The organism is Vibrio sp. 1CM24A (assembly GCF_023161725.1).
Classification (GTDB): Bacteria; Pseudomonadota; Gammaproteobacteria; order Enterobacterales; family Vibrionaceae; genus Vibrio; species Vibrio coralliirubri.
This window is the reverse complement of record NZ_JALNTS010000005.1, coordinates 355,503-379,010: the sequence shown is the minus strand read 5'-3', so window position 1 is coordinate 379,010 and position 23,508 is coordinate 355,503. Positions and strand designations below refer to the sequence as shown.

The following is a 23,508-nucleotide window of genomic DNA, read 5'->3' as shown; positions in this document are numbered from 1 at the left end:
TATTTCAAAATGCCGAGCAATCTAAACAAGTAAATTTAAGCGTCAAGTACTAGGCTTGGTCGAATTAAATCATAAACACAAGCAAGTTCACGACTGAATTCAAAATGTTTGTTGATGATGCCGCCAGCCATATGAGGATGCCCGCCGCCAAAACCAACCCCTTTTTCATTAAGAGCGCTTCTAACTATCTTCGCGACATTGTTTTTTGAACACTCAGAACGGAGAGAGATAAAGGTCTTCTCTCTATTTCTAGCAGTGAGAACAACAATATCGAGCTCATCAACGCTCAGCAAGAAATCACCTAACACGCCAAGCATATTTTTAGGGCAACCTTCAGGAAGCACAGCAAATGCTGCATTTTTTTCACGACGTAAGCTATCGAGCATGGAATAGAATAGTTTTAATTCATGGAACTCTACTTGATTACGACAAATTTTGTTAACCATATCATTATTGGCCTTCGCTTGAAGATACAACAATGCTTTTAGATCTGCCGTCCCTACCCCTCGGGTAAAGTTTGCGGTATCAAAACTCAAACCAACCAATAGTGCTGTCGCAATATTTTGGGGCATCTGCAGAGAAAAATAACGATAATACTCAACCATTATGGTTGCTGTTGAACCATAGTTTGAACGTATATCGGAATACCATACAAAATCAGGTGCTTTCACTTGGTGGTGGTCGATCACTCCTACCTCAAGCCCCGGAAAGTCGATGACATTTTTCTCACCAATACAGCCATCAACAACAATAATCTTGTCATCCGGTTGTAGTTTCAAATCTTTTGGCTGATAGATTGGAATATCTAGCCAATCTATTAAGTTCCTGAGTGACACTCGATCTATATAACCATGAAACGTAATATATGGGCGCAACCCTTTACTTTTCAATAAGTATGCTAAGGCGTATGCAGAAGAAATCGCATCATGATCAGGGAAGTCATGAGCTTGAATAATGATTCTGTCATCACCCTTAAGCCGTTCTAGAAAGCTTTCGAACTTTAAATTTGCCATAATCCCACTGCTAATAAAGTTCTAGCTTGATAGAAAGCTAGAACTGATTTGTTAATGGTTAACTCTTATGAATTAAACGATATTCGGTGTTAGACAAAATAGCTTCTTCTAAAGCCCCCACACCTAACGTACTGTAACCATAGAAATTAGGTTTCGCATTCAAACGTAAAGACTGTACGCTCTTTACGGTGTGCTCATCCATAGTCAGCGAGTCAACAACGTCAGAAAGCAATTTCCGGTTGTTTTTTGTCATAGGTGCAATGAACTCACTAGCTCCGCTGATTGAAGAATATAAGTAGCCAAACTCACCGCCATTATTTTCTTCAATGTAATAATTGCCAGTTCTAGAGAACGACGCTCGAATTTCATTGACACTTTCAATAGCGTTAAAAGGTTGATTGAAAAACTCCGAACCACCTGCATGTTCTAATGTTTCAGGGGCAAAGCCTTCATCTGGAAATACAAGATAAGCAACAATGGCATTATCTCTGGTAATCGATGAGAGTATAAAGTTATCGTCTTTGTAGTATTTGATAACGTCATCGGCACTTGAACGCTTAATATAAACGGGGGCACCAAATGTCAGATCTAATATTTCAGCTGATGAGCGGATATACACTTTTTCAAGCTTTTTGTGTGATGGAATATCAGTCATTTGTGAAAGACCAAAATCCACCATCTTTTCGATCGCATCAAAACTATCGTTAAAACCACCCAAAGCAATTGAGACGACTGACAACAAACCAATAGTGCGCGCTAAGTTTCCTTTACTTTGGGCTTCTAACAACGATTCTTGATTATCTTGGAGCTCTTTCAGTTCATCTTGAATTTCTTTTGGAACGTCATTTTGTTGTTCTGCAGACATCATCAACCTTTAATATCGTCTATTGTATCCATCAATGCCTCTTTGCCGTCTTCAGCTCGTTCTTGTACTCGCTCAAAAGCATCTGTATCCATTATATTTTTAATTTCATCGTCGTAATTAAGGCCTAGGTAAATACCAATGGCGATGAAAAATAAAGCAAAAATCTTAAACATTGTTACTCTCAAGAATTCTATAAGAAATTAAAGCACACGCCTTCCCATGTGCTTACTACAAGTATTATTTATATAGTGCGATACGGCTGCTTACTTTCTTCAAGTAGTTCTTTGTTTCATCGTATGGCAACTTAGCAACCAATTGGTTATACACTTGTTCCGGGGTCATCTGATTGATCACTTTAGATGCTTTACCAATGCTAGTTGAGCGGTCTTTATTAAACGCACGAGCAACGTTTCCTGCACCAGTGTTGTAAGCCGCAATCATGCAATACAAACGACTTTGATCATTCTCGATCTTACGTAAATATTTGCTATTCAAGATATCTAAGTAAGCAGTACCAGTTTCAACGTTAATAACGGGTTGATATAGATCTGAAGCTTTCATTGGCGCATCTATATTTCGAACTTGTTTGTTAACATCATGCCCCGCACTGGTTGGAACCACTTGCATAAGACCAAATGCCGGTACGTGAGATTTAGCGTCAGGGCGGAAAGCAGACTCAGAGTGCATGATCGCCATAATCAATGCCGCATCTATTTCCCAGTTCTTGCTTTCTTTCTCTGCGAGAGGTGTATATTTACTCGCACGAGATTTCAAACTGTTCTCTGGCAGCTTAACTTTATAACTGACCACTTTTTTGGGCTTAGTTGAGGTAGAAACAGCTTCGGTAGCTGGTTTTTTCTTCACCACTTGAGCTTTAGGTACCACATTCACCACTTTTTCAACTACTGTTGGAGATACTTTTGCTGGTGTTGACTCTGTACTTGCAACTTCTTGCACTTTTTTATCTATAACTTCTGGTTGCTCAATCGAAATTCCATGTTTAGCTCGCATTTCACTATAAAGCTTAGTTTGAGCGGCAATACGCTCTTGTGCTTTAGTAAGCAGTGCCAGTTTTTTATTGTGAGCTCGCTGGTAGATAAATGAATCTGGGATACCTGTGTCTGATTGAATCAATCGCTCCGCTTGAACATCAAGTTCATTCATTTGACTCTGCGTTTGTTCAATAACAAAGTTCTTCTCTTCTTGTTCTTTATCTAGAGAATACAAAACCACATGGTCTTCCGCTGTCAGATTGGCTAGATCAACCGTTTTCCCCTCAACTTCAACAGGGACTTTTCTTACAAGCGCTTCAATCTCTTCGGGGCTACTGTCTTCATCAAGTAAAACAGAAACCGTAGCGGTATTACTTTCATAATCCACTGCGGTCTTAACTTGATCGTTTTGTGAATAATCGACCTGTTTTGTTTGAGAAGATACCTCTCCTTCACCCCAAGTTTTAATAAGGTCTGTTCGGCGCTCATCAAGTTTATTTGTATATTCGTCACGCCATTGTTCGTACTCATCCAAGTATGCATTTACATAAGCATGAAATTCTTTAAGTTTTTCTTCTTGGGATTGACTTGTTTTTACGACCGCATTATTAAGTTGTTGCTTTTGGCTATCTGACACTGCGTGTGTTGGTAAGCTAACAGCTGCTGAAATTGCAATAGCCAGCCCTGTCTTGGTGATCGTTTTATACATAACTAACTCCGAAAGTGTATAGAAACAAAGGCCACTCTATAGGTGGCCTTTTTCACTTTAACTAATCGTCAAACAACGATTACTTTTTCAAAGAATCGAATACGGCAGCAAGATCTTCGGCGGCCTTTTCGTCGTTGAATTGATTCCAAAGAGCAGAATCTTCACCACCTACTTCGTCGATAATTTTATTCATATTTGCATTGTAAGCTGCTTGGTCCATACCAACTAATACATAAAGACCACCAGCAGGGCTTGCTTGACTTACCAATATTCGGCTATTTGTAAGCCTTTTACTCACTACCGATTTAGTAATGTTTTCAAAAGCCTCTTGAACATTCTCAGTGACTAGCGTTACACCTTCCCCAGCAGATGTTGAGACAGCACCGTCGGTAGCAGATTGAAACAGATTACTCACATCTGCTTCAAAAGCCGAAGCAAGGTTTACACGAGCATCGCTCATCGCGATTTTACGCATGACGCTCATACCTGCTGCGCTTTTCTTGGCATAACCTGTTGCACCAATAGCTACATCTTTAGGAACCACATCACAGATCCAACCAGGGGCTTCGACAGTCGGCGCATCTGGGAACGTACATGACGCAAAATTTTGAGCTTGCTCTAGTGTATTGTTGTTGCTTTGGCAGCCAACTAGAGCTGTAACTAGTGACGTTGCAATAATTAGTTTTTTCATATATTAAAAGCTATCCATAACGTTTTTTGTGTATCATTTTCAATTAGCAAATGATCATTTGATATTTGATGCGTCAATCTTACCTGTGATGCATTTCTCTACTTTTTGTAATATTCTGAATCAATCACAACCCAGCAGAAATTCTAAAAAATCAGTTAACCTGTTATGTTTAATAAACATCACAGGTCCTATCAGAGGAACTCTTAAAGCACTCTGATTTGGTATTCATTAAGTACATCAACTTTCGAGCGATAGTTTGGTTGGTGGATACGTAATATAGGTTCAATGTCTTGGACTAAATCGCTCGCATCGCTAAGCGACCTTAACCGAATAATAATATTGCCACCCTGTTGGCTTGATTTAATATCCGAGACGCCATTTATATCACCAATCAAACGGTAAAGTTGTCCCTGTTTACCTGCGGCTTTCTGTGAAAAAATTAGTTCTCGAATAGGCCCGCCTCGGCTTGCCATTATTTGCACCGACGATTGAAGTTCGCGCTTTAGGGCAATTTGATTACCTTCAACAGCTAAGTGAACTGCTGCTAGTTCATTAAGCATGCCTACTTTATTCGGTAACGTCATGAAAGTCGGGTCGTTGTGCCAACTACCATAACGGTTGCCAGCACGATCGATCACAATAGCCGATAGATCAAGCTGAAGACCAGAAGACGTCACTTTTTTGGTTTCTTGAACATCAAGAATGACACTAGACTGCGCCGGGTTAGAAGCAAGATCAAAGCCCATCTCTGCGAGTGCATTTGAAAATGTATTTTTTACGGCTGGGAGATCTGCATCAACATAGATTGAAGGTTGGCCAAGGCTTTTTATCAATCTTGTTATTTTATCTTCCATCTTCTGTCGCTCAACAAACACATCAAGCGTAACGGTTACAGAACCGTTAGGGTTTTCCTGATAAGAAATTTCATTCCAACTGGAAATCATGCCTTGATATTCCATCGACAGTGATTGCGTTGCGATTTCTTGTAAGTCGAAACCGTCACTGCTTTCTGTTCCCGACAGGGTAGCGTAAGACTGCTGCATGTGACCAGAATTGACCATAGCACCAAACACTTGGCTAACGGCACGTTTGAAGGCATCTTGCTCCGCAGCTTGTCTCGCACTCAATGCGAGTTCATTGCTTTGGCGGCCTTCACCGATAACCACGATAGACATGATCGGAGAGTCATCCCACTCAATATCATCATCAGTATTCGCAAAACCCGCGTTGGATACAGGTGTCATACGCACCATTACACAGGTATCATCGCCTTGAATTTCAGGAGCACTGAAATCGGCATGGCTATCGCCAGTAGAAATAGCTGCAAGCAATAAATCTCTATTTTGTTGATCAAACTGCTCATCAACTAACGCGCTATCTTCAGTTGAAAAAGCAACCGAGACTTTACCTTGCAAAAACAAACGAAGATTATTTAAACCATCAGATTTTGCTGACTCAATAGCCATTGCCCCTCGACCATATGCACAGCCTTGTTCAATAAGAGCCAACGTTGGCTGACTCTTATCTAATTCCAATGCAGGAGCGGACATACATACAAATAAGGTACTAATGGCAAAGCTTTTACTTAGCCTTTTGCCGCCCATGTACTGCGCTCCCTCATAAACTCCATTGGTACACCAACACTTACAGCGAAAACACGACGTTGGCGATCAGGACGGTAAGTCCCGTCCTCAGCAATATCTTTCACTTCATCTGCTATATTGCTATCTTTCCAGCGAACAATTTTCCCTTGGGCACTTTGTTGGCTTGGATTAACAATGGCAACACCAATTGGCTCAACAAAACCTTCACTGTATTCAAATACAACCATGGTCTCATTAGGTAATACGCCCGCATTTTGGCCACGGTCTAATTGAATTTGGTCGCCTCTAATACCCGTAACCTTCGCGGTAGCCGGCATTTCTTTGAGTAAACGCGTTAACATAATATCGAAGCCACGTGATGACATTTCATTAAGAACCGCATCAACATCTTTACCACTTGTGTAGTTAAAACCGCGATAATAATCGCCATTTGCAATCACGGTGGTGTAACTGTCTTTATCACGGACATCAAAGTTAGAAACACGGATCTTACCGATATTCGGGTAGCTCAATTTCTCGCGTGTATATGGGTCAATCACACCTGTCGTCATTTCCATTGATGTTTGGAATAAAGACTGTGTTGAACCAAACAACATGTCAGCGGTTTTAAGTACATCAACCTTCATAATGTAATCGGTAGATAACTTGCCACGACTGCCTGCTTTTTTTGCTACATTTACCGCGCCTTCGTCTGCCAGAATTTCTTCCATCGCAGCGTTAACTGAATCGGTATCGCGAGTCAAAATACGGAAGCGGTTAACGCCCGCAAACTGGTTTTCTAAAGTATTTTCTAACGCTTTGGTTTGGAATTTACTGATGCTTGAGTGCATAGAATTGAAAACATCAGCAGATTTGCCCTCAAGGTTTTCATTCACATCCGTTTTCACATCACCAAAATACAAACGAATTGTTTTTTTTGCGAGTGGGCAGCGAGCATCTTCGTTATTTACATCGTAAGTGCAATTATCAAGACCCTGAGTACTGAAATACGCTGGTACTTCAATATCTTCATTGCTAAATTCGTACGCCGATTTGCCGATAACCAGCGATGAATTTCCCGCATTACTTTCTACTGAATACGTTTGGCTACCTTGATTACTCTGGCAACCAACTAACGTAATTGCAGCAGTCACTAAACCGGCAATTCGAGACAATTTCATTATGATTTCACTTTATCCGCAACAACTTTGTCTAGATTTTCAAGCTGTTCTATAGTGTTTTTATCCATTGAAATAAGTGAGTTGGCATCTAATGCAAGTATCGAGCGAGCTTCCATCTCATGGTAAGCTTCAACAACGGGTACTGTTTCTTCTTCGCTTGCTTCACCTTCTTTCTCACTTGAAACAGCTGCAAAAAAGCTATCCATTGCGCCACCAGCAGAATCATGCGCAAGCGCCGATGCATGTTGAGATGCAATGTAAGTTAGTTCAGCCGCTTGAACTGCGATATCTGCCGCCAATTTTAAGTTTTTCTGAAATATTTCGTCAGATGCTTTTTTGTAAGCTTCTACTTGAGGTGTAATCTTTTTATTATCAGATTTACCTTCATCGAACTCGTTCATTGCAACACGAAGTTCTTCATCAGATTTATCTGCGTTTACCGCAAGGAAACCAGCAACATCCCCATGTTTAGATGCAAGTGTACGGTAGTCATTGAACACTGAACATTGGCGCTCCTGTAGTGACACCATCACCTTTGATGCTTTATCAACGGCGAATGATACAGGTGTGAACTCTGTTCCTAGTTCTTTACAGTTCTGAGTAAGTTCCTTGCTTGTAGCTTCACGGTCTACTGTAGCTGATTCCATACCCGGAATTGATGAACAACCAGCCATAACTGATACTACTAAACCTGCAAGGATTGTTTTCTTAAGCATTTTCAAAGCCTTTAATTCAAGAGTGTATAAATTGAGTTTTCATTAAGTGTTGCTGTTATTTTTCTATGAGCATCATCAAGTGCAAGCTCTTTACTAATCGGAGACTCTCCTATCTCTGATAAAATGTTCTGACTAACCACCACATTGGGATTTTTAGCTTCAAAGACTTGCAGTATTAGGTTTTGCTTGGCTTTGTAAGTGTTACTTTTTTTACCTTGTCTTACATTACCTTTGATATAAACAATGATGTCGCCTTGTGAAGTCGTTGCTACATTTCTGGCTAGTATTGATTTTGTTTTCGAGGAGTACATATCAGAAGCAGAACGTATAGAAATGCTGATATTTTTAAAACGATCAATCGTACTACGCTCGAGTATTAATTGTGGTCCATAGAATTTTTTCGCAACATCATGATCTAACGATGACAACACTAATAGTGATTCTTTATTACTCTTCAATAATGTATGAGCTTTGTTAGTGAACACTGCACCTTTCCAGTCGCTTTCTTGGGAAGCTAAATATTGTTGAGCTAACTGGTGGTTCTTATCGATATCAATTGACAACTGTTCTACCCACACATCAACATTAACTCTAAATAGGTAGTTACACCCAGAAGCATCACATTGTGATGTTATTACTTCCATATTTGAAATTCTGATAGGTACCGAAGTTATTTCAGATGTAGCACCGAAAACACTGTCTACTTTACCGCGAGTTCCAATCTCCTCTCCGTTTTTTGTTTCTATCGTAGATTGGGAAACTTGGGAATTAAACGTAGATGCCTTCACTGTACTGTTTACCCGAAAAGCTAGATTTTCTTTCGCATCGATCGTTGCTTCTGATTTGTTTTTACCAATACCTTCTACTTCCCAATAAGATTGAGCGAAAGCTGGGTTCAATAAGCAAAAGAAGCAACAAGTCATTAACAGTTTTAATGTAATATTATTTGTGTTCACGTGACATCCACCAAAGTTTGTTGTCGCATGTTACAAAATTAGTTTTTTTCAATCAATAAGATATACATATGGTTGAAGTGAAGATATGTGCGTCATACTCATCATTTCAGACAAAGAAAATGTGACATCAGTTCCAAGTGTCAACATTTCGACTGCTATATACCCCAATGCTTGAAGGGCTATTACTGATGGTGATTCTTGATTGGAAGTCAAAATTATGACACCGTCAATTTACGGAAAATATATAGGTTATATTGAGTTTTAATATTTATCATAATTGTGATCTAATACCCGTTTTAAAGCCTTTCCGTATTATTTCAATTATCTATAGGCAGAGAAAAAAATGGGTTTAGAATCTAATTTATTTAATCACCCCCATATATATTGCATAATATTTAGACTCCAACGCTGACTTCTAACCTTGAACTTTTCCAGTCATCAAGAAAAATAAGTTCGATAATTATACAAAAAAATAGAGTTCCCTTTGACGAGTTAAACTAAAAAAAACACTATATTGACAATGATATCAATATAGAAAAAGCGGGGGTTTCTGTACTAATAAAATAATAGGTTAATATTTAACCTTATATACAATAAATATGACTTTAATAAGGAGGTAATAAACCGTTAATATTTTAATCATTAAATACAATCTGATGTTTTTGACATCATAGAACGAGCATTAAAGCTACAAGTCGAAGTTTGGATTCATTAACAGGAATTAAAATCGACATACACCCTGTCAGTGCTTAGGTATATCATTTTAGGGTTGATGAGAAGCTCAGGGAAGGAAGGAAGGAAGGAAGAAATATTCTAAGGTGCTACAAATGATCAGTGAAAATATTTAAATTCAATGAATATTACCATGGCCGTTCACGTCTAAAACAGCAATGGCGAGATGCAATGGAAGAATTTGGCCAACTCGCTTCGAAACTCACAGCACTCAGGTAAGTAGATTGCTCATCAAAGCCACAAAAATAATAGAGTTATGTAGACCTAGCATTATCAACAAAAGTGGTGGATTACAAAATTAAATCACTAGTAGCTTGCTCTTTTGAACAAGCTACTAATCATAAAGTTATGCGAAGCACTAGCTTCATTTACGTACCAACAAAGAAACTGATCACAAACGCGTTGATCAAATCAACAAAGAAACCACACACTAATGGCACCACAATGAACGCTTGTGGGCTTGCGCCATAGCGGTGAGTTACTGTGGTCATGTTCACAATTGCTGTTGCTGTCGAGCCTAGAGTGATACCACCGAAGCCTGAACATATCACCACAGAATCGTAGTTTCTTCCCATCAAGTAATAAACGACAAACACAGTAAACAACAGCGAAAGCAAGATCTGAATACTCATGACCACAGAGATGTAGCCAAACAACCCATCAAGATCCCAGATGCGAAGTCCCATCAATGCCATGGTTAAGAACATGCCTAAGCAGATATCAGAGATCATCGCTAAGCCTTTTCGGCCTTGAGCGATTTTCTCTTGCGTGCGACGCTTCTTAAACAATGCGCGACCGACGTTTCCGATTAGGATACCTGCGATTAAACAGCTAACGAATAACGGCAGTTTTAGGCCCATCGAGTCGATAACTTCACTCAAGCTGTAACCCAGCATTAGTGTTAAGTTAAGAATCAACCACGCCCACAGAACGCCGTAGTGGCTAAGCTCTGTTTTTGTTTCACTCTCTTGGAATGCACCAACCGTAACCTCTTCTTCATTAGAAGGGCTTACTTTGTGTTTATTGAGCAGGTAGTTGGCAATCGGGCCACCAATCACACACGCTGCAATTAAACCAACCGTGTTTGAAGCGACACCAAGTTCGAGGGCGTTAGCAATACCAAACTCTTCCACAAACATTGGCGCCCACGCTAACGTTGTGCCTACGCCGCCTATCAAGCTGACAGACCCAGATAGCAAGCCAGCTTTCGCATCCATTCCAAAGCCAGAAGCGACTGCCATTCCGACTACGTTTTGCAACACGATAAAAATGGCAGCAAGACACAATAGGATGAACAACGGTCGCCCGCCTTTAATCAGTGTTTTAATATCCGCTTGGAGCCCGATGCCAGCAAAAAAGTAGAGAAGCAAAAAGTCTCTGACATCTAGGCTAAAAGTGATTTGGATTTCAAAAATATAGTAAAGCGCCGCTACGGTCGCTGCGCAGACAAAGCCACCAATCACAGGCTCTGGCAGTGAATACTTTCTTAATACTTCAGATCGCTCAATCAAACCTTTACCGATAAACAGTAACGAAATCGCGATCGTAAAAGAGAGCATTGGAGAAACTAGGGTTTCTGTCATGAGGTTATGGATTCCTAATAGTTAGATTATTCATAATATTGCGTACTATTAATAATCTAGGTTCATGCAAAAAAATCAAGCGATTATCGATGATAAAAACACCTAATATGGTTAATTCTGCGACGGTATTAATAGAGGTAATAACTATAAAGAAATGATCAAACGAACGGATACTAGGGAGATATACAGATGAGGTGGAATATAGGGGCTCTAAAACGAGAAAACCCCAGCATTTCTGCTAGGGTTTTGAATAGTGGTGGAAGGATGGGGATTTGAACCCCAGATACGCTATAAACGTATACTCGCTTTCCAGGCGAGCGCCTTAAGCCACTCAGCCATCCTTCCACAAATTGTGTGTTGAGCATGTCACTCAACGAGGCGCTACTTTATTGATTCTGCTTGCTTTGGTCAAGGGGCATTCTCAAAAAAAGTGCCTTTTTCGGTTTGTTCGATTACAAATTAACTCATTAGATCAAAAACAAACCAAATTTCATTCTTTCGCTGCACTTACGCTTGTTGCTTTTCTTAAGCTTGTTGATAGTAGCCAGGAACTCGAAACCATTTACGACACATATCGAGGAAGTAGCCGTAAAGTACGCCCATACCGCACGAGATAACTGCATTACTGGTGACAGCCGTAACGATCTGGTCGCCTGAAGCACCCACTGCCAACAAAATACCCGCATACACAGGAGACTGGAATAACACGTATGCCATCAAGTCAGACAAGTTTTTCATCAATGAGCTTTGTGAAAGTTTTGCACCATTGCGCAAGAACCAATCACGAAAAACGCCATAAGGCCAAGCGATAGCAATGTTTACAGGAATAGATAACGTTCGAGAAGCAAGAGATTGCTCAAACGTCATACCAGAAATAAACACTTCTACGATCATGCCAGAAATAAAACAGAAAACGACCATAGCAAATGTATCCGCAGCTGCGTTTCGAATACAAAATGGACCACGAGACTTCATTGACGACAAACCTAAAATATATCACTGCTTAATTAGTGATTTAGTAACATATAACCAAGGCACATTTGCACCTCACCAGATAATGTCGCTATTAAATCACAAGATTAGTAGTCATACATTCCAAATTAAAAATCAAGTTGTAAATTAACAACCAAAAACCACTTTAAAAGCAGTCACTTTCACCAAAAAATCCAACCGAGGTCAAATATTGGACAATTCGTCATTTACCTACCGTAATTAAACAACATTTAAGCCATCGGTAGATTTACAGTAATGATATTAATGACATCTTGTGTTGGTGGTGCTCCTAAAGCAACCTGCTCTAACGCTTTATCGACTTGTTCAGTAAGTTCCGCGTTGTTCATAGGTTCAACATGGACACGTAGGCTCTCTAGTGCAAATTGAATCAGTTCTAGGTTGTTGTCTTCTAGCGCCACATATAGCGTCACTAACAGCTCTTCAGTGTTATCTTTGTTTCGAAGATCAGGTTTAGGCAGTGACTCGCTTTTACTTTTCGAATCGTGTTGTTTCGCGTCTTGGCTTTCGAGCTCATCCGCTTTTACTTCATGAAATTGGTAAAGCTTATTTGAATAGCGGAACAAGGCATCATCCAGTTCACGCTCATCAATCGGCTTAGCGATAATATAATCCACACCCGCCCCCAGCATACGCTCGCGAGTCTCTTTAAAGACATCAGCCGTACAACCAAACACCAGTACCGATGACACATCGCCTATCAAAGCACGAATCGCAGTGGTTGATTCAACGCCATCCATCACAGGCATATGGTTATCCATGAGTACCAAATCAAAGCGCTCAGCAACGACGGCTTGTATTGCAAGTTCACCGTTTTCGACGCTCTTACAGGTAAAGCCTTTACTGCTCATGAAGGTTTCAATGATCACCGTGTTAGTTCGGTTGTCCTCAACGATCAGTACCTTTAAGCCAGAGTAGTCCAACTTCTTATGTGGCAAACTCTCGATTTCGCCTGGCTGACATGGCTGAATCTTCAAGCGAACATCAAAGCTCGTGCCTATCCCTTCTTCACTGGTGACGGTAATACTGCCATCCATCAACTGGGCAATTTTCTTCACAATCGCGAGGCCAAGGCCAGTACCGCCAAAACGCCTTGTGGTCGAAGACTCCGCTTGTTCAAACGGTTTAAAAATACGCTTTTGAGCTTCTTTAGAGATACCAATTCCGGTATCACGAACTCGAATACTCAGATAGGTGTCACTCCCCTCTACGACTTCTTTCAGGTACACCTCAACAAAGCCTCTGGAAGTGAACTTCACCGCGTTGTTCAATAGATTAAACAAGATTTGTCTTAGACGTGCTTTATCTGAGAAGTACCAACGACCCGAAGGCACCTCAGAGTACACTTTGAATTGAAGTCCTTTCTCGGAAGACAATGTGTAGTAAACACTGTTAATACTGCCGATGATCGAATCAAGCGGGAAACGCGTTTCATCAAGATCCAACCTGCCCTGCTCGATCTTCGAGAAGTCTAAGATCTCGTTGAGCAAGGTCATCATGTGATCGCCGGACTCATACAAGCTCTTAAGGTGCTTCTCTTGTTCAGAATTTAAAGGCGTTTTTAATAGGATCTGAGCGGTACCCAATACCCCATTCATAGGAGTGCGAATTTCATGTGACAGGGTCGCAAGGAAAGCGGTTTTTGCATTGGTGGATGCCTGAGCTTTAACCTTTTCCGCTTCAAGATAAATGGTCTTTTCGTTGAACGTTTTAATCAAGTGACCAATTTCGTCTTCACTTGAGTAGTCAACATCTATGATTTCGCCGGCTTTCGAGCTATCAACCTGTGCGGCAATCCTTGTAATTGGACTAATCAAATAACGGTTCAATAAGTAATAGCCCGCCATCACACAAAGTAGCAATAGCGGAACAATACCGCCCTCAATACTCATCACCTGACGAAATACTTCGTCTGCTACACGTGACTTAGAATTAACTACATCCACTTGCCAACCGAAATCACCAAATTGATTGCTACTGATGTAGATCCCTTCAACGAGATTGAAGTTATGCGAAACTAACACTTGATTAAGTTTATCTCTGAGCATAATGCCAAGATTGTATTCTTCGGCGTGGTTCTTAATAAAACCAAGCAGCTCTTCGAGCGAGAGATCCACCGTCGCAACACCGGCAAAAGTACCGTCGTAATAATAAGGGGAAGACGCCGTAATCATTCGAACGTGTGTGTATGGATCGATATACACATCGCTCCAAGAGATCGTGCCTTGTTTTTGGTTGACGACAGAGGTGTACCAATACTCTTCTTGATAAGGGGCATTTTTGGGGTTGTTGTAAGAATATATCTGGTCGATTATTCCATCGTCGGCTTTATTAAAAAAGTAACTGTTGAGAAGCTTTTTAGAATCAAGCGCATAAGGTTCGGGCCAAATACCGGCACTGACAATCGTATCGTCGCTCGCCGCCAACATGGACTTAAAGAGCGGAATAACATCATCACCGTTACGATGCGCTTGAGCAAACCCAACGAGACTGTCTACGAAGCCTCGAGAACTACTGAGTGGCTCTGTAATCAATGCGGATAACAGTTGCGTACGCAAGTCGAGGTTTTGTTGTAATTTGGCGCGCACAGGGGATTCTACGACGTAATACGTCACACTACCGACAATGGCAATAAACATCGCAAGGTATAATCCAAGCGCTACCATGCTTTTTTTCTTTAAAGACGACCGTATCTGCATAATTCTTTTATTGTTTTCTTTTCTGTTAAACCTAGTGTTTATCATCCATGACATCAAGCCTTTTTAGATTGAAGCTTGATTGGCACAAGTTCATTGGTACTATAAGCGCAAATATGTTCCCTTTTACGGTACCTCACTTTGACTTTACAAGATATTCTTGCGCTTCCAGAGTTGGAAGGAAAGCTAATCACAGAACACAAAACAATGGGCTTTGTCACTGCAATGGCAGCGGCACCGAATGTGTTAACCCCGCATGAGTGGCTACCGTTCTTATGGGGTGGCGAAGAAGTCGCACCTTTTACGGATGGTGAACAGCTAGAAAGCTACATTGAAGTTATCATCGAGCTTTGGAATAAAACCCGCCCAGAACTGATTGAAGGGACTTGGGTTTGGCCTGAAGCTTGTCAATTAGACGACGAAGAAGTGGTGAACACTGCCGCTCGTGATTTTTGTGAAGGCTTGCTTCAAGGCTGGCAGATTGCTCGCGACGACTGGGAAACACTAATGCCTGAAGAGAGCGAAGATAACGCACTCGTTGGCGGTGTCCTGCTGTCACTGAGCATGCTTTACGATCCAGAAACTTCAATTGCTACGCTTGCAGAGCAAGGCATCGAAGGCCTAGAGCAGTTCGAAGAGATCTTTAACGCTGTACCTGTAATGCTTTGTGGTCTAACTCAGCGCGGAATTGCATTGGCTGAAGCTCAATAAAGGTTAGCTTTATACACGCCAAAAAGGCCTCATTATGAGGCCTTTTTTAGTTTTCTGACGAAGTGAAAATAGTGGCTTTAGAAGCCTTTCCAATCGAAGTCATCAATGCGCTCATCAGCAATATAAAACAGCTTAGTGCCACTGCTGACCACTTGGTCTAACTCTGGGTTGAGTTCAATACCATTCCCCGTATCAATGGCGATCAGCGTTGCTTGATACTTCTCTTTAAACACAGAGAAAATAGGCGCGACGGTGACAGGCTCAGCGTCTTCAGGGAAATACGTTGAATACTGTGTCATGCCTCTTGTTGAACTCAATAACTCTTGATGAAGCGCACTTGATCCTGGGTCTACTGCAGCCTTTGCTAGCATCTCTGCACCCACCGCTGGAATACATTCTGAGTTAGGGCAATGCTTGTGCAGCAAATCGCTCAGCGCTTCATCTTTAAAGTAAACAAGAAGGTGTGCCTTAGTGTTTCGGTTGGCACAGTAAAGTGCCGCAGATAGGGTAATGTCGTCTTCTGGATTATCAATCAGGATGCAACTTGCAGACTCAATGCCCGTTTTCTCCATCTCTTTACCATCGGTGTAGCTGTTTACTTTAACGAAATTGATTTCACCAGGTAACGGGTTCTCGATATCTGAACGCGTACATAACACGATTGGTCGCTTACCCGTCTCTTCATGTTGTAGCATGCGGATGAGATGAATGGTTCTTTGCTCATTCCACCCCAACATCAAAATGTGGTTGTCCACTCTAACTCTCCTTTTTCCTAGCAAGCCCGCTCGCCAATATTCAACACCTTCTGTTGCCACTTTACCGAGTAACGCGGCGAAAAGGCTCAACCCGCCTGGAATCACAAATAGAATAACGATCCACTGCCCCGCGACCGTGGTCGGTGATAAATCACCATAACCAACTGTAGAAGCCGTCACCACCAAATAGTAAGCGAATACGGTAACCGAACTGGTTAAATCTGTTTCACCCGCCAAATACAGCATCGACCACGATAAAGCGATGTAGCCAAGAAAAGTGAACAGTAAGTTTTTGCCGTTCAAAACAAAGATGTTTGCTTTGATCCAGCGTTTGAGTTGTAACCAGATTATCATTCGAGCCTCAAATCCTTCGATCTTACTTACATGCTAGAAAAAATACCTGATATCAACAAGATGTATCATCAGGAAAAGATACATGACTACAAGATAGATATTAGTAGCCTATATTTAGATACAAAAAAACCAGCACTATTGGCTGGTTTTTCGTTGGTTAGATAAAAGAACGGCTTACGCGTTACCTTTTACCTGCACGTTTAACTGCTCTGCAAAGTCTAGCATGCGGTTCAGTGGGATAAGAGACTTCACACGTAGTTCGTCAGAAACGAAGATCTCGTGTTGCTCACCACCATTCTCAAGCGCGTTTTCAATCGCTTCAAGGCCGTTCATTGCCATCCAAGGGCAGTGTGCGCAGCTACGACACGTTGCACCAGCACCCGCTGTCGGCGCTTCAATCAGCTCTTTTTCAGGAACCAATTGCTGCATCTTGAAGAAGATGCCTTTGTCTGTCGCAACAATCATCTGTGGATGAGGCAGCTCTTTTGCTTTCTTGATCAGTTGGCTTGTTGAGCCTACAGCATCAGCCAGTTCAACCACGCTTGCTGGTGATTCTGGGTGAACCAAGATAGCCGCTTCTGGGTATACCGATTTCATTTTCTTCAAAGCATCAGCTGAGAACTCGTCATGAACGATACACTCACCTTGCCAAAGTAACATGTCAGCGCCAGTTTGATTTGCGATGTAAGAACCTAGGTGACGGTCTGGACCCCAAATAATGGGTTTGCCTTCAGCGTCTAGGCTTTCAACGATTTCTAAAGCGATGCTCGACGTAACAACCCAGTCTGCACGAGCTTTCACAGCTGCAGAGGTGTTCGCGTATACAACCACGGTGTGGTCAGGGTGAGCATCACAAAATTCTGTAAATTTGTCAGCTGGACAGCCAAGATCAAGCGAACATTCAGCTTCAAGTGTTGGCATTAGAATGCGTTTTTCAGGAGTAAGAATCTTTGCAGACTCACCCATGAAACGAACACCAGCGATGATCAAAGTGCTTGCTGAGTGACGGTTACCGAATTTAGCCATTTCTAATGAATCGCCAACGAAACCACCAGTTTCTTCTGCCAGAGCCTGAATTTCAGGATCGGTGTAGTAGTGTGCAATTAGAACTGCATCTTTTTCTTGAAGTAGTTTTTTGATGTTTGCGATGTGGGCCTGTTTCTGAGCGTCGCTCAATGGAACTGGCTTAGGCGGAAACGGGTAAACTGTATCGATTTTATCTAGTATATGACTCATTGCTCTTGCTCTACGCAACTTCTTCCGAGAATCCGAGTATTCTACACAGGACAGCGATTGGGATCAAAAAGGATTGGTTGCAAGCGGTGGCTAGCTAATGCTTAAAACGCATAAACAAGGCGACGTGTTGGCATCACAAAGAAGATAAGTAAACACTAAACGGAAGTAATCAGGTATAAAAAAGAGGCGCCTAAGCACCCCTATTTTGTTTTATAAGTGGGTTTTCGCCACTTTTGCCGAAGCACTATTTGGGTACTCGGTCACGACTTGTTGGTAATATTTCTTAGCTTGCGTCGCGTTGTTGTTGCGCGCAGCTATGTCACCAAGCTTAACCAGTGCATCTGCTCGCTTGTTTGAGTCTTTGTACGACACAACAGCGGCAAAGCTCTTCACGGCTTCTTTATCTTGTTTCTTAGCGAAATAAAGCTGACCTAACCAGTAATGTGAGTTAGGTGTGAAGGTAGAATCTGGGAAGTCTTTTTGAAACTTTTGGAATGCAGCGATAGCACCCGTGTAGTCTCGTTGCTTTAGAATCATATCTACAGCATTTTGATAAGCAGTTTGCTCATCCACATCAGTACTGAACGTACCAGAAGCGTCTTTAGAGCCTTCGCTCGCCGCCACTGCTACCGTTGCTGTTCCTGCTGCTTTCACCTCGCCTCTTACGCGATCCAGTTCAATGAACAGTTCACGCTGACGCTCTAGCATTTGCTTCATATCGTAGCTGTTTCGTTCCAACTCACCACGAAGTTCACTGATCTCCAGTGCCATGTCGTCGATTTGCTGTTGCATTTGAAGCTGAACGAGATTGCGATTTTGAAGCAGGCGCTCTAAACGCTCAATATCTGATTCGTTAGATGCTGATCGAGAAGAAGATGATGAATTGGTTGCGGTGCTATTGAGATCGGATACTGGAGCTGGTGCAGCGAACGCGGTGTTCGCTGCACTTGCCAGTAACGAAAGCAAAATGACTCGCTTTGTGTTACTGAACATGAGGCAATTCCTCAATTATATAATCTACTAAAATTAGTAAACTAGTACTGCGCGACGGTTTTTAGCGTACACATCTTCAGATTGACCTAGAAGAAGTGGCTTCTCTTCACCGTAGCTTACGATAGAGATTTGGTCAGCTTGCACACCTAGAGCTTGTAGGTATTTCGCTACAGCTTGTGCACGACGCTCGCCAAGTGCGATGTTGTACTCAGGAGTACCGCGCTCATCAGCGTGACCTTCGATAGTAACGTTCATGTCAACGTTCTTAACTAGGTATGCTGCGTGAGCTGCTAGCATTTCTTCGTAATCGCCAGCGATAGTAGAGTTATCGAATGCGAAGTAGATTGTTTGAGTTTCACGTAGCGCTTGCTCTTTAAGCTCTTGCTCAGACAGTTGACCGTTAGCGTCAATTGGCGTTACAACAGTTGTGTCTACGTTGCCTTCTGAACCTGAAGTTGTTTGGTTGCTTTCAGTACCAGATGTTGCAGATGTTGCTTCATCAGTTGAGCTACATGCCGTTACTGCCATCACTGGTAGTGCAATCATCAAGCCTTTAAGAACTTTGTTAAGTTGCATCTTTTTTTCCTTACGTTATCAAACTTAGTTTCTACAGCGACTAAGAGTGCTATAGATAGTTAAATGCCACAATAGTTAACACTATCAATAGCTAAAAGAATATGTAATTTTTCCTAGAGAAACGGTGACCACGCCGGAGCTCTTACACGTCCGTTGGTTGCCGGTAATCTAGCTTTAAAACGGCCATCGATAGAAACCATCGATAGTACATTTGTTTTGTTGTAAATAGAGCTATAGATAACCATACCTCCATTGGGTGCAATACTTGGAGACTCATCTAACAATGTTTTTGTTAGTACCTGAACCGCACCAGTTTCCAAATCCTGTTTCGCCAAGTTAAAACCTGAGTTACTGCGATTCACCATGATCATGAATCGACCATCAGGGGTGATCTGGCCACCTAAGTTTTGGCTACCTTGCCAAGTAATACGAGAAGTCGAATTATTGGACAAATTTACATTATAAATCTGTGGTTTACCACCACGATCCGATGTGAAAATAAGAGACTTGCCATCTGGGTGCCAGAATGGTTCAGTATTATTAGAACGGCCGCGGGTAATTTGAGTCAGCTTACGGCTAGCAAGGTCAAGAGTGTACACCTGAAGGCTGCCTGTTTTCGACAATACCAATGCCAATGTTTTTCCATCTGGCGAGAATCTTGGCGCACCATTATGACGAGGGTATGACGTCACCTTCTCACGTTCACCAGTGTAAATATTCATGATGAATATTTCCGCTTGGCCATTTTGGAAACTCACATAAGCAAGCTTTTTACCGTCTGGTGACCATGCAGGTGACATGAGAGGTTGCTTAGAACGAAGGACTAAACGCTCGTTAAAGCCATCGTAGTCAGCAACACGAAGTTGGTATGGGTATTGGTCTTTGTCGTTCACAACTACGTAAGAGATACGAGTTAAGAACGCGCCTTTCTCACCGGTTAGCTCTTCATAAACTAAGTCAGAGATACGGTGTGCATACTCTCTCAAGCGTTTACCAGGCACTGTCGCTTTCTTGTTGAACAACACGTGATCTTTAGAAAGTACCAATTGGCCTTCATCGCTTAGTGCGCGGCTTTGTCCTTTAGTCAGTTGACCACGAACAATGTCGATCAGTTGGTAGTTCACCACATACTGCCCTTCGGCATTTTTAGTGATGCTACCTGTTAGCAACGAATCAACGCCTAGGTTAGTCCAAGCATCAAAATTCACCTCACCTTCGCTGTAAGGCGTTTGAGGCATTTTGTTTGTTGCAACTGGGCTGAATTTACCACTGCGTTGCAAGTCAGAAGCGATAACCGCTGATACATCGTGTGGCAATGGCTCTGAGCCTTCCCAACGGAAAGGTACAATAGCGATAGGTCTTGCAGAGTTAATACCGTCTGTAATAACCAGCTCCAGCGCTGCATGTGCAAACTGGCTGCTTGTAGCTATTAAGAAAACAAAACTCAGTAATAGTTTCTTTAACACAAGTTCGTCCTTTTACTCTGGTGATACAGTTAAGTTAATGTCTTTCAGTGAGTTCACAATGTCTGGGTCTTTAGGCAACGGGTAAGATTGCACTTGTGCCACCGCACGCTTGGTTGCTGCACACAAACGGCTATCGCCATCTAAGATACTCAAACTACCCAATATCGCATTAGAGCCCGTTGGAATCAGCTTAAGGTTCACTCGACATGAGCGTCCTCGATAGCTGTCTTCTAACAACAGGTTCTGTTGAATCAGTTGGGTATAGATAGCACCGTAACGTTGCGCTTCATCACTAATAAATTGTTGTCTTGCTGAAGAATTTTGAGTCGCTTCAGTTTCAAGGCCAGCAAAGATATCGTTCAATGCTGCTTCTTGTTGTTTACGCTCTTTTTCTGCTTTTGCTGCAGCTTCTTTAGCCTTACGGGCTTTCTCTGCCGCGGCTGCCGCTTCTTTCTCTTTCGCTATGCGTTGCTTTTCAGCGCGTTCAGCGGCTTCTTTCTCTTTACGAGCTTTGTCTGCTGCCTCTTTCGCGGCTTTTTCTTTTGCCACGCGTTCTTGTTCAGCTTTTGCGATTGCCGCTTCTTTGGCTTTACGCTCGTTCTCGGCTTTCACTAACGCAGCTTCTTTTAGCTTACGGTCAGCTTCTGCTTTAGCGGCTTTCTTTTGCTCTTGCTGTAAACGCGCTTCTTCAGCTTTGCGTTGTTTCTCTTTCTCAACTCGGCGCTTTTCAGCTTCACGAGTCGCTTTAGCCTCTTTCGCTTGCTGTTCTTTTAGCTTGCGAATATTTTCTTCTTCAGCTTTACGATTCTTTTCAAGTCGTTCGCTTTCACGTCTCAGTTTGTCTAGACGCTCTTGCTCTTTCTTGCTTGCCGCTTCTCTTTGTTGACGAATCTGTTGAGCTTGCTGGCGAACCAACTGAGGATCAATCACCACTGCTTGAACCATCTGCCCTGTAGGCTTTGGCTCTGACATCGTGAAATCCGCTCCCCAAATGAGCGCAACGAATAGAATGACGTGCAGCCCAAGAGAAATAAGAAGCGGTGATCTGAAATTATTGGATTTTTTATTATTCGCTTTCATGAATGCTACGGAGCTATTCCCTTATATCCGTTAAAAGGCCAACCTTTGGCACACCTGCACGGCTTAATTCATCAAGTAATAAAACCACTTCAGCGTATGGCGTTGCGGCATCACCACCAACCGCCACTGGAGAGTTTGGCTTCAGAGACAACTCGGCTTTCACACGGACGATAATATCTTCCATAGATAAGCCACGCTGTACTTCTTCATCATTAACGCTCAAACCAAGTTCACCGTCTTTGTTCACTTCAACGATGATGAAACTCGCATTGTCGTCACCCAGTAGGTCTTGTGCCGATTTGGCCGTTGAAGCCTGAGGCAATTCAACGTCAACGCCTTGAGTAACAAACGGCGAAGTCACCATAAAAATGATCAGCAAAACAAGCATAACGTCGATGTAAGGTACAACGTTAATCTCTGCTGTCATTTTGCGTTTTTTAGGTTGGTATCCAGCCATCTATTATTCCCTGCCAGCCATCGCTTGACGGTGAAGAATACTGTGAAACTCTTCAGAGAAAGTCGCGTAGTTGTGCTCTAGCTTGCCTACTCGGCTGCTGAAGCGGTTGTACGCCATTACTGCTGGAATCGCAGCGAATAGACCCATTGCTGTTGCGATCAGTGCTTCTGCAATACCAGGAGCAACCATTGCGAGCGTCGCTTGCTTCACTTCACCTAATGCGATGAATGAGTGCATGATGCCCCAAACCGTACCAAATAGGCCGATGTATGGGCTGATAGAGCCAACAGTCGCCAAGAAAGGTAAGTTAGTTTCTAGTTCATCAACTTCACGAGCAACGGCAACGCGCATCGCACGGCCAGTGCCTTCCATAATGAAGTCAGGTGATGTTGCATTCGATTTACGAAGGCGAGCGAACTCAGTAAAGCCTGCGTAGAAAATTTCTTCAGTACCAGAAAGCTCGTCTTTGCGTTTGTTGCTCTCTTGGTACAGTTTTGCAAGATCAACGCCTGACCAAAATTTGTCTTCAAACACTTCTGTTTGTTTAGAAGCTTGAGATAACACTTTACTTCTTTTTATGATCATCGCCCAAGAAACAACAGACATGCCCATAAGAGTCAGCATGACCATCTTAACTAGTAAACTAGCTTCTAAAATTAGGCCTAAGATTGAGATTTCAGCAGTCACTATTCGTTAGCTCCGTAAGAATAAATGTTGGCATTGCCTTTGGTTTCATTTTTTGATTGTCGATACATGCTACCTTAACCATTGCTTTACACAATGCTTTGCCATCAGGATTTACGATCTCTTGACAGAAGACCAAGGTAGCTCGCTTCAACTCGTAAATATTTGTAATGACTTGTAAAGAATCATCAAGACGCGCGCCTTGAATAAAATCGATGTCCATATGTCGGACTACAAAACCGATGTTTTGTTCTAACAATACTTGCTGAGAAACGCCAATTGAGCGCAACATCTCAGTTCGAGCGCGTTCGAAAAACTTAAGATAGTTTGAATGGTATACAACGCCACCCGCATCGGTGTCTTCGTAATACACTGTCACTGGCCACGTAAATGGCTTAGATAATCCCTGCAATTTGATACCACAATCCAAAACGATAAAGATCTCACTATAACCTAACTCCTTATCAT

General features: G+C 42.1%; 22 protein-coding genes and 1 tRNA gene. 1 reads left to right on the top strand and 22 read right to left on the bottom strand.

What is annotated here, in order from left to right:
* Nucleotides 1–35: 35 nt before the first annotated feature.
* The 13 genes from MSG38_RS13660 to MSG38_RS13600 form a co-directional block, all read right to left on the bottom strand.
* A complete protein-coding gene (locus MSG38_RS13660) occupies nt 36–1,013 on the bottom strand; it encodes a DHH family phosphoesterase (protein ID WP_050651506.1) in 978 nt (325 codons plus the stop codon).
* Between the two features lie 58 nt (nt 1,014–1,071).
* Entirely contained in the window at nt 1,072–1,881 is an 810-nt protein-coding gene (locus MSG38_RS13655; RefSeq protein WP_082242649.1) for an ETEC_3214 domain-containing protein, read from the bottom strand.
* The gene (locus MSG38_RS13650; protein WP_086713668.1) at nt 1,881–2,051 is read right to left on the bottom strand and encodes a hypothetical protein; all 171 of its coding nucleotides are present in this window, start codon (nt 2,049–2,051) and stop codon (nt 1,881–1,883) included. Before MSG38_RS13650 ends, MSG38_RS13655 begins: the two co-directional genes overlap by 1 nt.
* Nucleotides 2,052–2,115: 64 nt before the next feature.
* Nucleotides 2,116–3,579 (bottom strand): transglycosylase SLT domain-containing protein, encoded by a 1,464-nt coding sequence (locus MSG38_RS13645; protein ID WP_248402000.1) that lies wholly within the window; start codon nt 3,577–3,579, stop codon nt 2,116–2,118.
* A gap of 79 nt (nt 3,580–3,658) precedes the next feature.
* Nucleotides 3,659–4,270, bottom strand: coding sequence for an LPP20 family lipoprotein (locus MSG38_RS13640; RefSeq protein ID WP_050651508.1), 612 nt, complete (start codon nt 4,268–4,270; stop codon nt 3,659–3,661).
* A gap of 203 nt (nt 4,271–4,473) precedes the next feature.
* Nucleotides 4,474–5,874 (bottom strand): hypothetical protein, encoded by a 1,401-nt coding sequence (locus MSG38_RS13635; RefSeq protein WP_248401999.1) that lies wholly within the window; start codon nt 5,872–5,874, stop codon nt 4,474–4,476.
* The gene (locus tag MSG38_RS13630) at nt 5,856–7,034 is read right to left on the bottom strand and encodes a hypothetical protein (RefSeq protein WP_050651510.1); all 1,179 of its coding nucleotides are present in this window, start codon (nt 7,032–7,034) and stop codon (nt 5,856–5,858) included. The genes MSG38_RS13635 and MSG38_RS13630 overlap by 19 nt, the downstream gene beginning before the upstream one ends.
* A complete protein-coding gene (locus MSG38_RS13625) occupies nt 7,034–7,750 on the bottom strand; it encodes a hypothetical protein (protein ID WP_050651511.1) in 717 nt (238 codons plus the stop codon). The genes MSG38_RS13630 and MSG38_RS13625 overlap by 1 nt, the downstream gene beginning before the upstream one ends.
* A gap of 11 nt (nt 7,751–7,761) precedes the next feature.
* A complete protein-coding gene (locus tag MSG38_RS13620) occupies nt 7,762–8,706 on the bottom strand; it encodes a hypothetical protein (RefSeq protein ID WP_050651512.1) in 945 nt (314 codons plus the stop codon).
* A gap of 1,100 nt (nt 8,707–9,806) precedes the next feature.
* Nucleotides 9,807–11,021, bottom strand: coding sequence for a sodium/glutamate symporter (gene gltS / locus MSG38_RS13615; RefSeq protein ID WP_248401998.1), 1,215 nt, complete (start codon nt 11,019–11,021; stop codon nt 9,807–9,809).
* A 254-nt stretch (nt 11,022–11,275) separates the two neighbouring features.
* Nucleotides 11,276–11,366 (bottom strand) — tRNA-Ser (locus MSG38_RS13610).
* A gap of 180 nt (nt 11,367–11,546) precedes the next feature.
* Entirely contained in the window at nt 11,547–11,996 is a 450-nt protein-coding gene (locus MSG38_RS13605; RefSeq protein WP_048616306.1) for an L-alanine exporter AlaE, read from the bottom strand.
* Nucleotides 11,997–12,244: 248 nt separating this feature from the next.
* Nucleotides 12,245–14,698 carry a hybrid sensor histidine kinase/response regulator gene (locus MSG38_RS13600; RefSeq protein ID WP_248401997.1) on the bottom strand — a complete coding sequence of 818 codons (2,454 nt, stop codon included), beginning with the start codon at nt 14,696–14,698 and terminating at the stop codon, nt 12,245–12,247.
* 171 nt (nt 14,699–14,869) lie between these two features.
* Here MSG38_RS13600 and MSG38_RS13595 point away from each other — a divergent pair, with 171 nt between their 5' ends.
* Nucleotides 14,870–15,439 (top strand): UPF0149 family protein, encoded by a 570-nt coding sequence (locus MSG38_RS13595; protein ID WP_017062064.1) that lies wholly within the window; start codon nt 14,870–14,872, stop codon nt 15,437–15,439.
* Between the two features lie 77 nt (nt 15,440–15,516).
* On the opposite strand, the gene MSG38_RS13590 is transcribed toward MSG38_RS13595, so the two are convergent.
* The 9 genes from MSG38_RS13590 to ybgC form a co-directional block, all read right to left on the bottom strand.
* Nucleotides 15,517–16,548: a potassium channel family protein gene (locus tag MSG38_RS13590; protein WP_248401996.1), complete on the bottom strand. Its 1,032-nt coding sequence runs from the start codon at nt 16,546–16,548 to the stop codon at nt 15,517–15,519.
* A 174-nt stretch (nt 16,549–16,722) separates the two neighbouring features.
* Nucleotides 16,723–17,784: a quinolinate synthase NadA gene (nadA, locus tag MSG38_RS13585; protein WP_017062067.1), complete on the bottom strand. Its 1,062-nt coding sequence runs from the start codon at nt 17,782–17,784 to the stop codon at nt 16,723–16,725.
* 210 nt (nt 17,785–17,994) lie between these two features.
* Nucleotides 17,995–18,777: a tol-pal system protein YbgF gene (ybgF, locus tag MSG38_RS13580; protein WP_048612755.1), complete on the bottom strand. Its 783-nt coding sequence runs from the start codon at nt 18,775–18,777 to the stop codon at nt 17,995–17,997.
* A 33-nt stretch (nt 18,778–18,810) separates the two neighbouring features.
* Nucleotides 18,811–19,353 carry a peptidoglycan-associated lipoprotein Pal gene (gene pal / locus MSG38_RS13575; RefSeq protein WP_017062069.1) on the bottom strand — a complete coding sequence of 181 codons (543 nt, stop codon included), beginning with the start codon at nt 19,351–19,353 and terminating at the stop codon, nt 18,811–18,813.
* Nucleotides 19,354–19,466: 113 nt separating this feature from the next.
* Nucleotides 19,467–20,819 carry a Tol-Pal system beta propeller repeat protein TolB gene (gene tolB, locus MSG38_RS13570; RefSeq protein WP_122081757.1) on the bottom strand — a complete coding sequence of 451 codons (1,353 nt, stop codon included), beginning with the start codon at nt 20,817–20,819 and terminating at the stop codon, nt 19,467–19,469.
* 12 nt (nt 20,820–20,831) lie between these two features.
* Nucleotides 20,832–21,899, bottom strand: coding sequence for a cell envelope integrity protein TolA (tolA, locus tag MSG38_RS13565; protein ID WP_048612753.1), 1,068 nt, complete (start codon nt 21,897–21,899; stop codon nt 20,832–20,834).
* A gap of 13 nt (nt 21,900–21,912) precedes the next feature.
* Nucleotides 21,913–22,356, bottom strand: a complete 444-nt coding sequence (gene tolR / locus MSG38_RS13560) for a protein TolR (protein WP_017062072.1) — start codon at nt 22,354–22,356, stop codon at nt 21,913–21,915.
* A 3-nt stretch (nt 22,357–22,359) separates the two neighbouring features.
* Nucleotides 22,360–23,043 (bottom strand): protein TolQ, encoded by a 684-nt coding sequence (gene tolQ, locus MSG38_RS13555; protein WP_017062073.1) that lies wholly within the window; start codon nt 23,041–23,043, stop codon nt 22,360–22,362.
* Nucleotides 23,033–23,470, bottom strand: a complete 438-nt coding sequence (gene ybgC, locus MSG38_RS13550) for a tol-pal system-associated acyl-CoA thioesterase (RefSeq protein ID WP_017067533.1) — start codon at nt 23,468–23,470, stop codon at nt 23,033–23,035. The genes tolQ and ybgC overlap by 11 nt, the downstream gene beginning before the upstream one ends.
* Between the last annotated feature and the right edge of the window lie 38 nt (nt 23,471–23,508).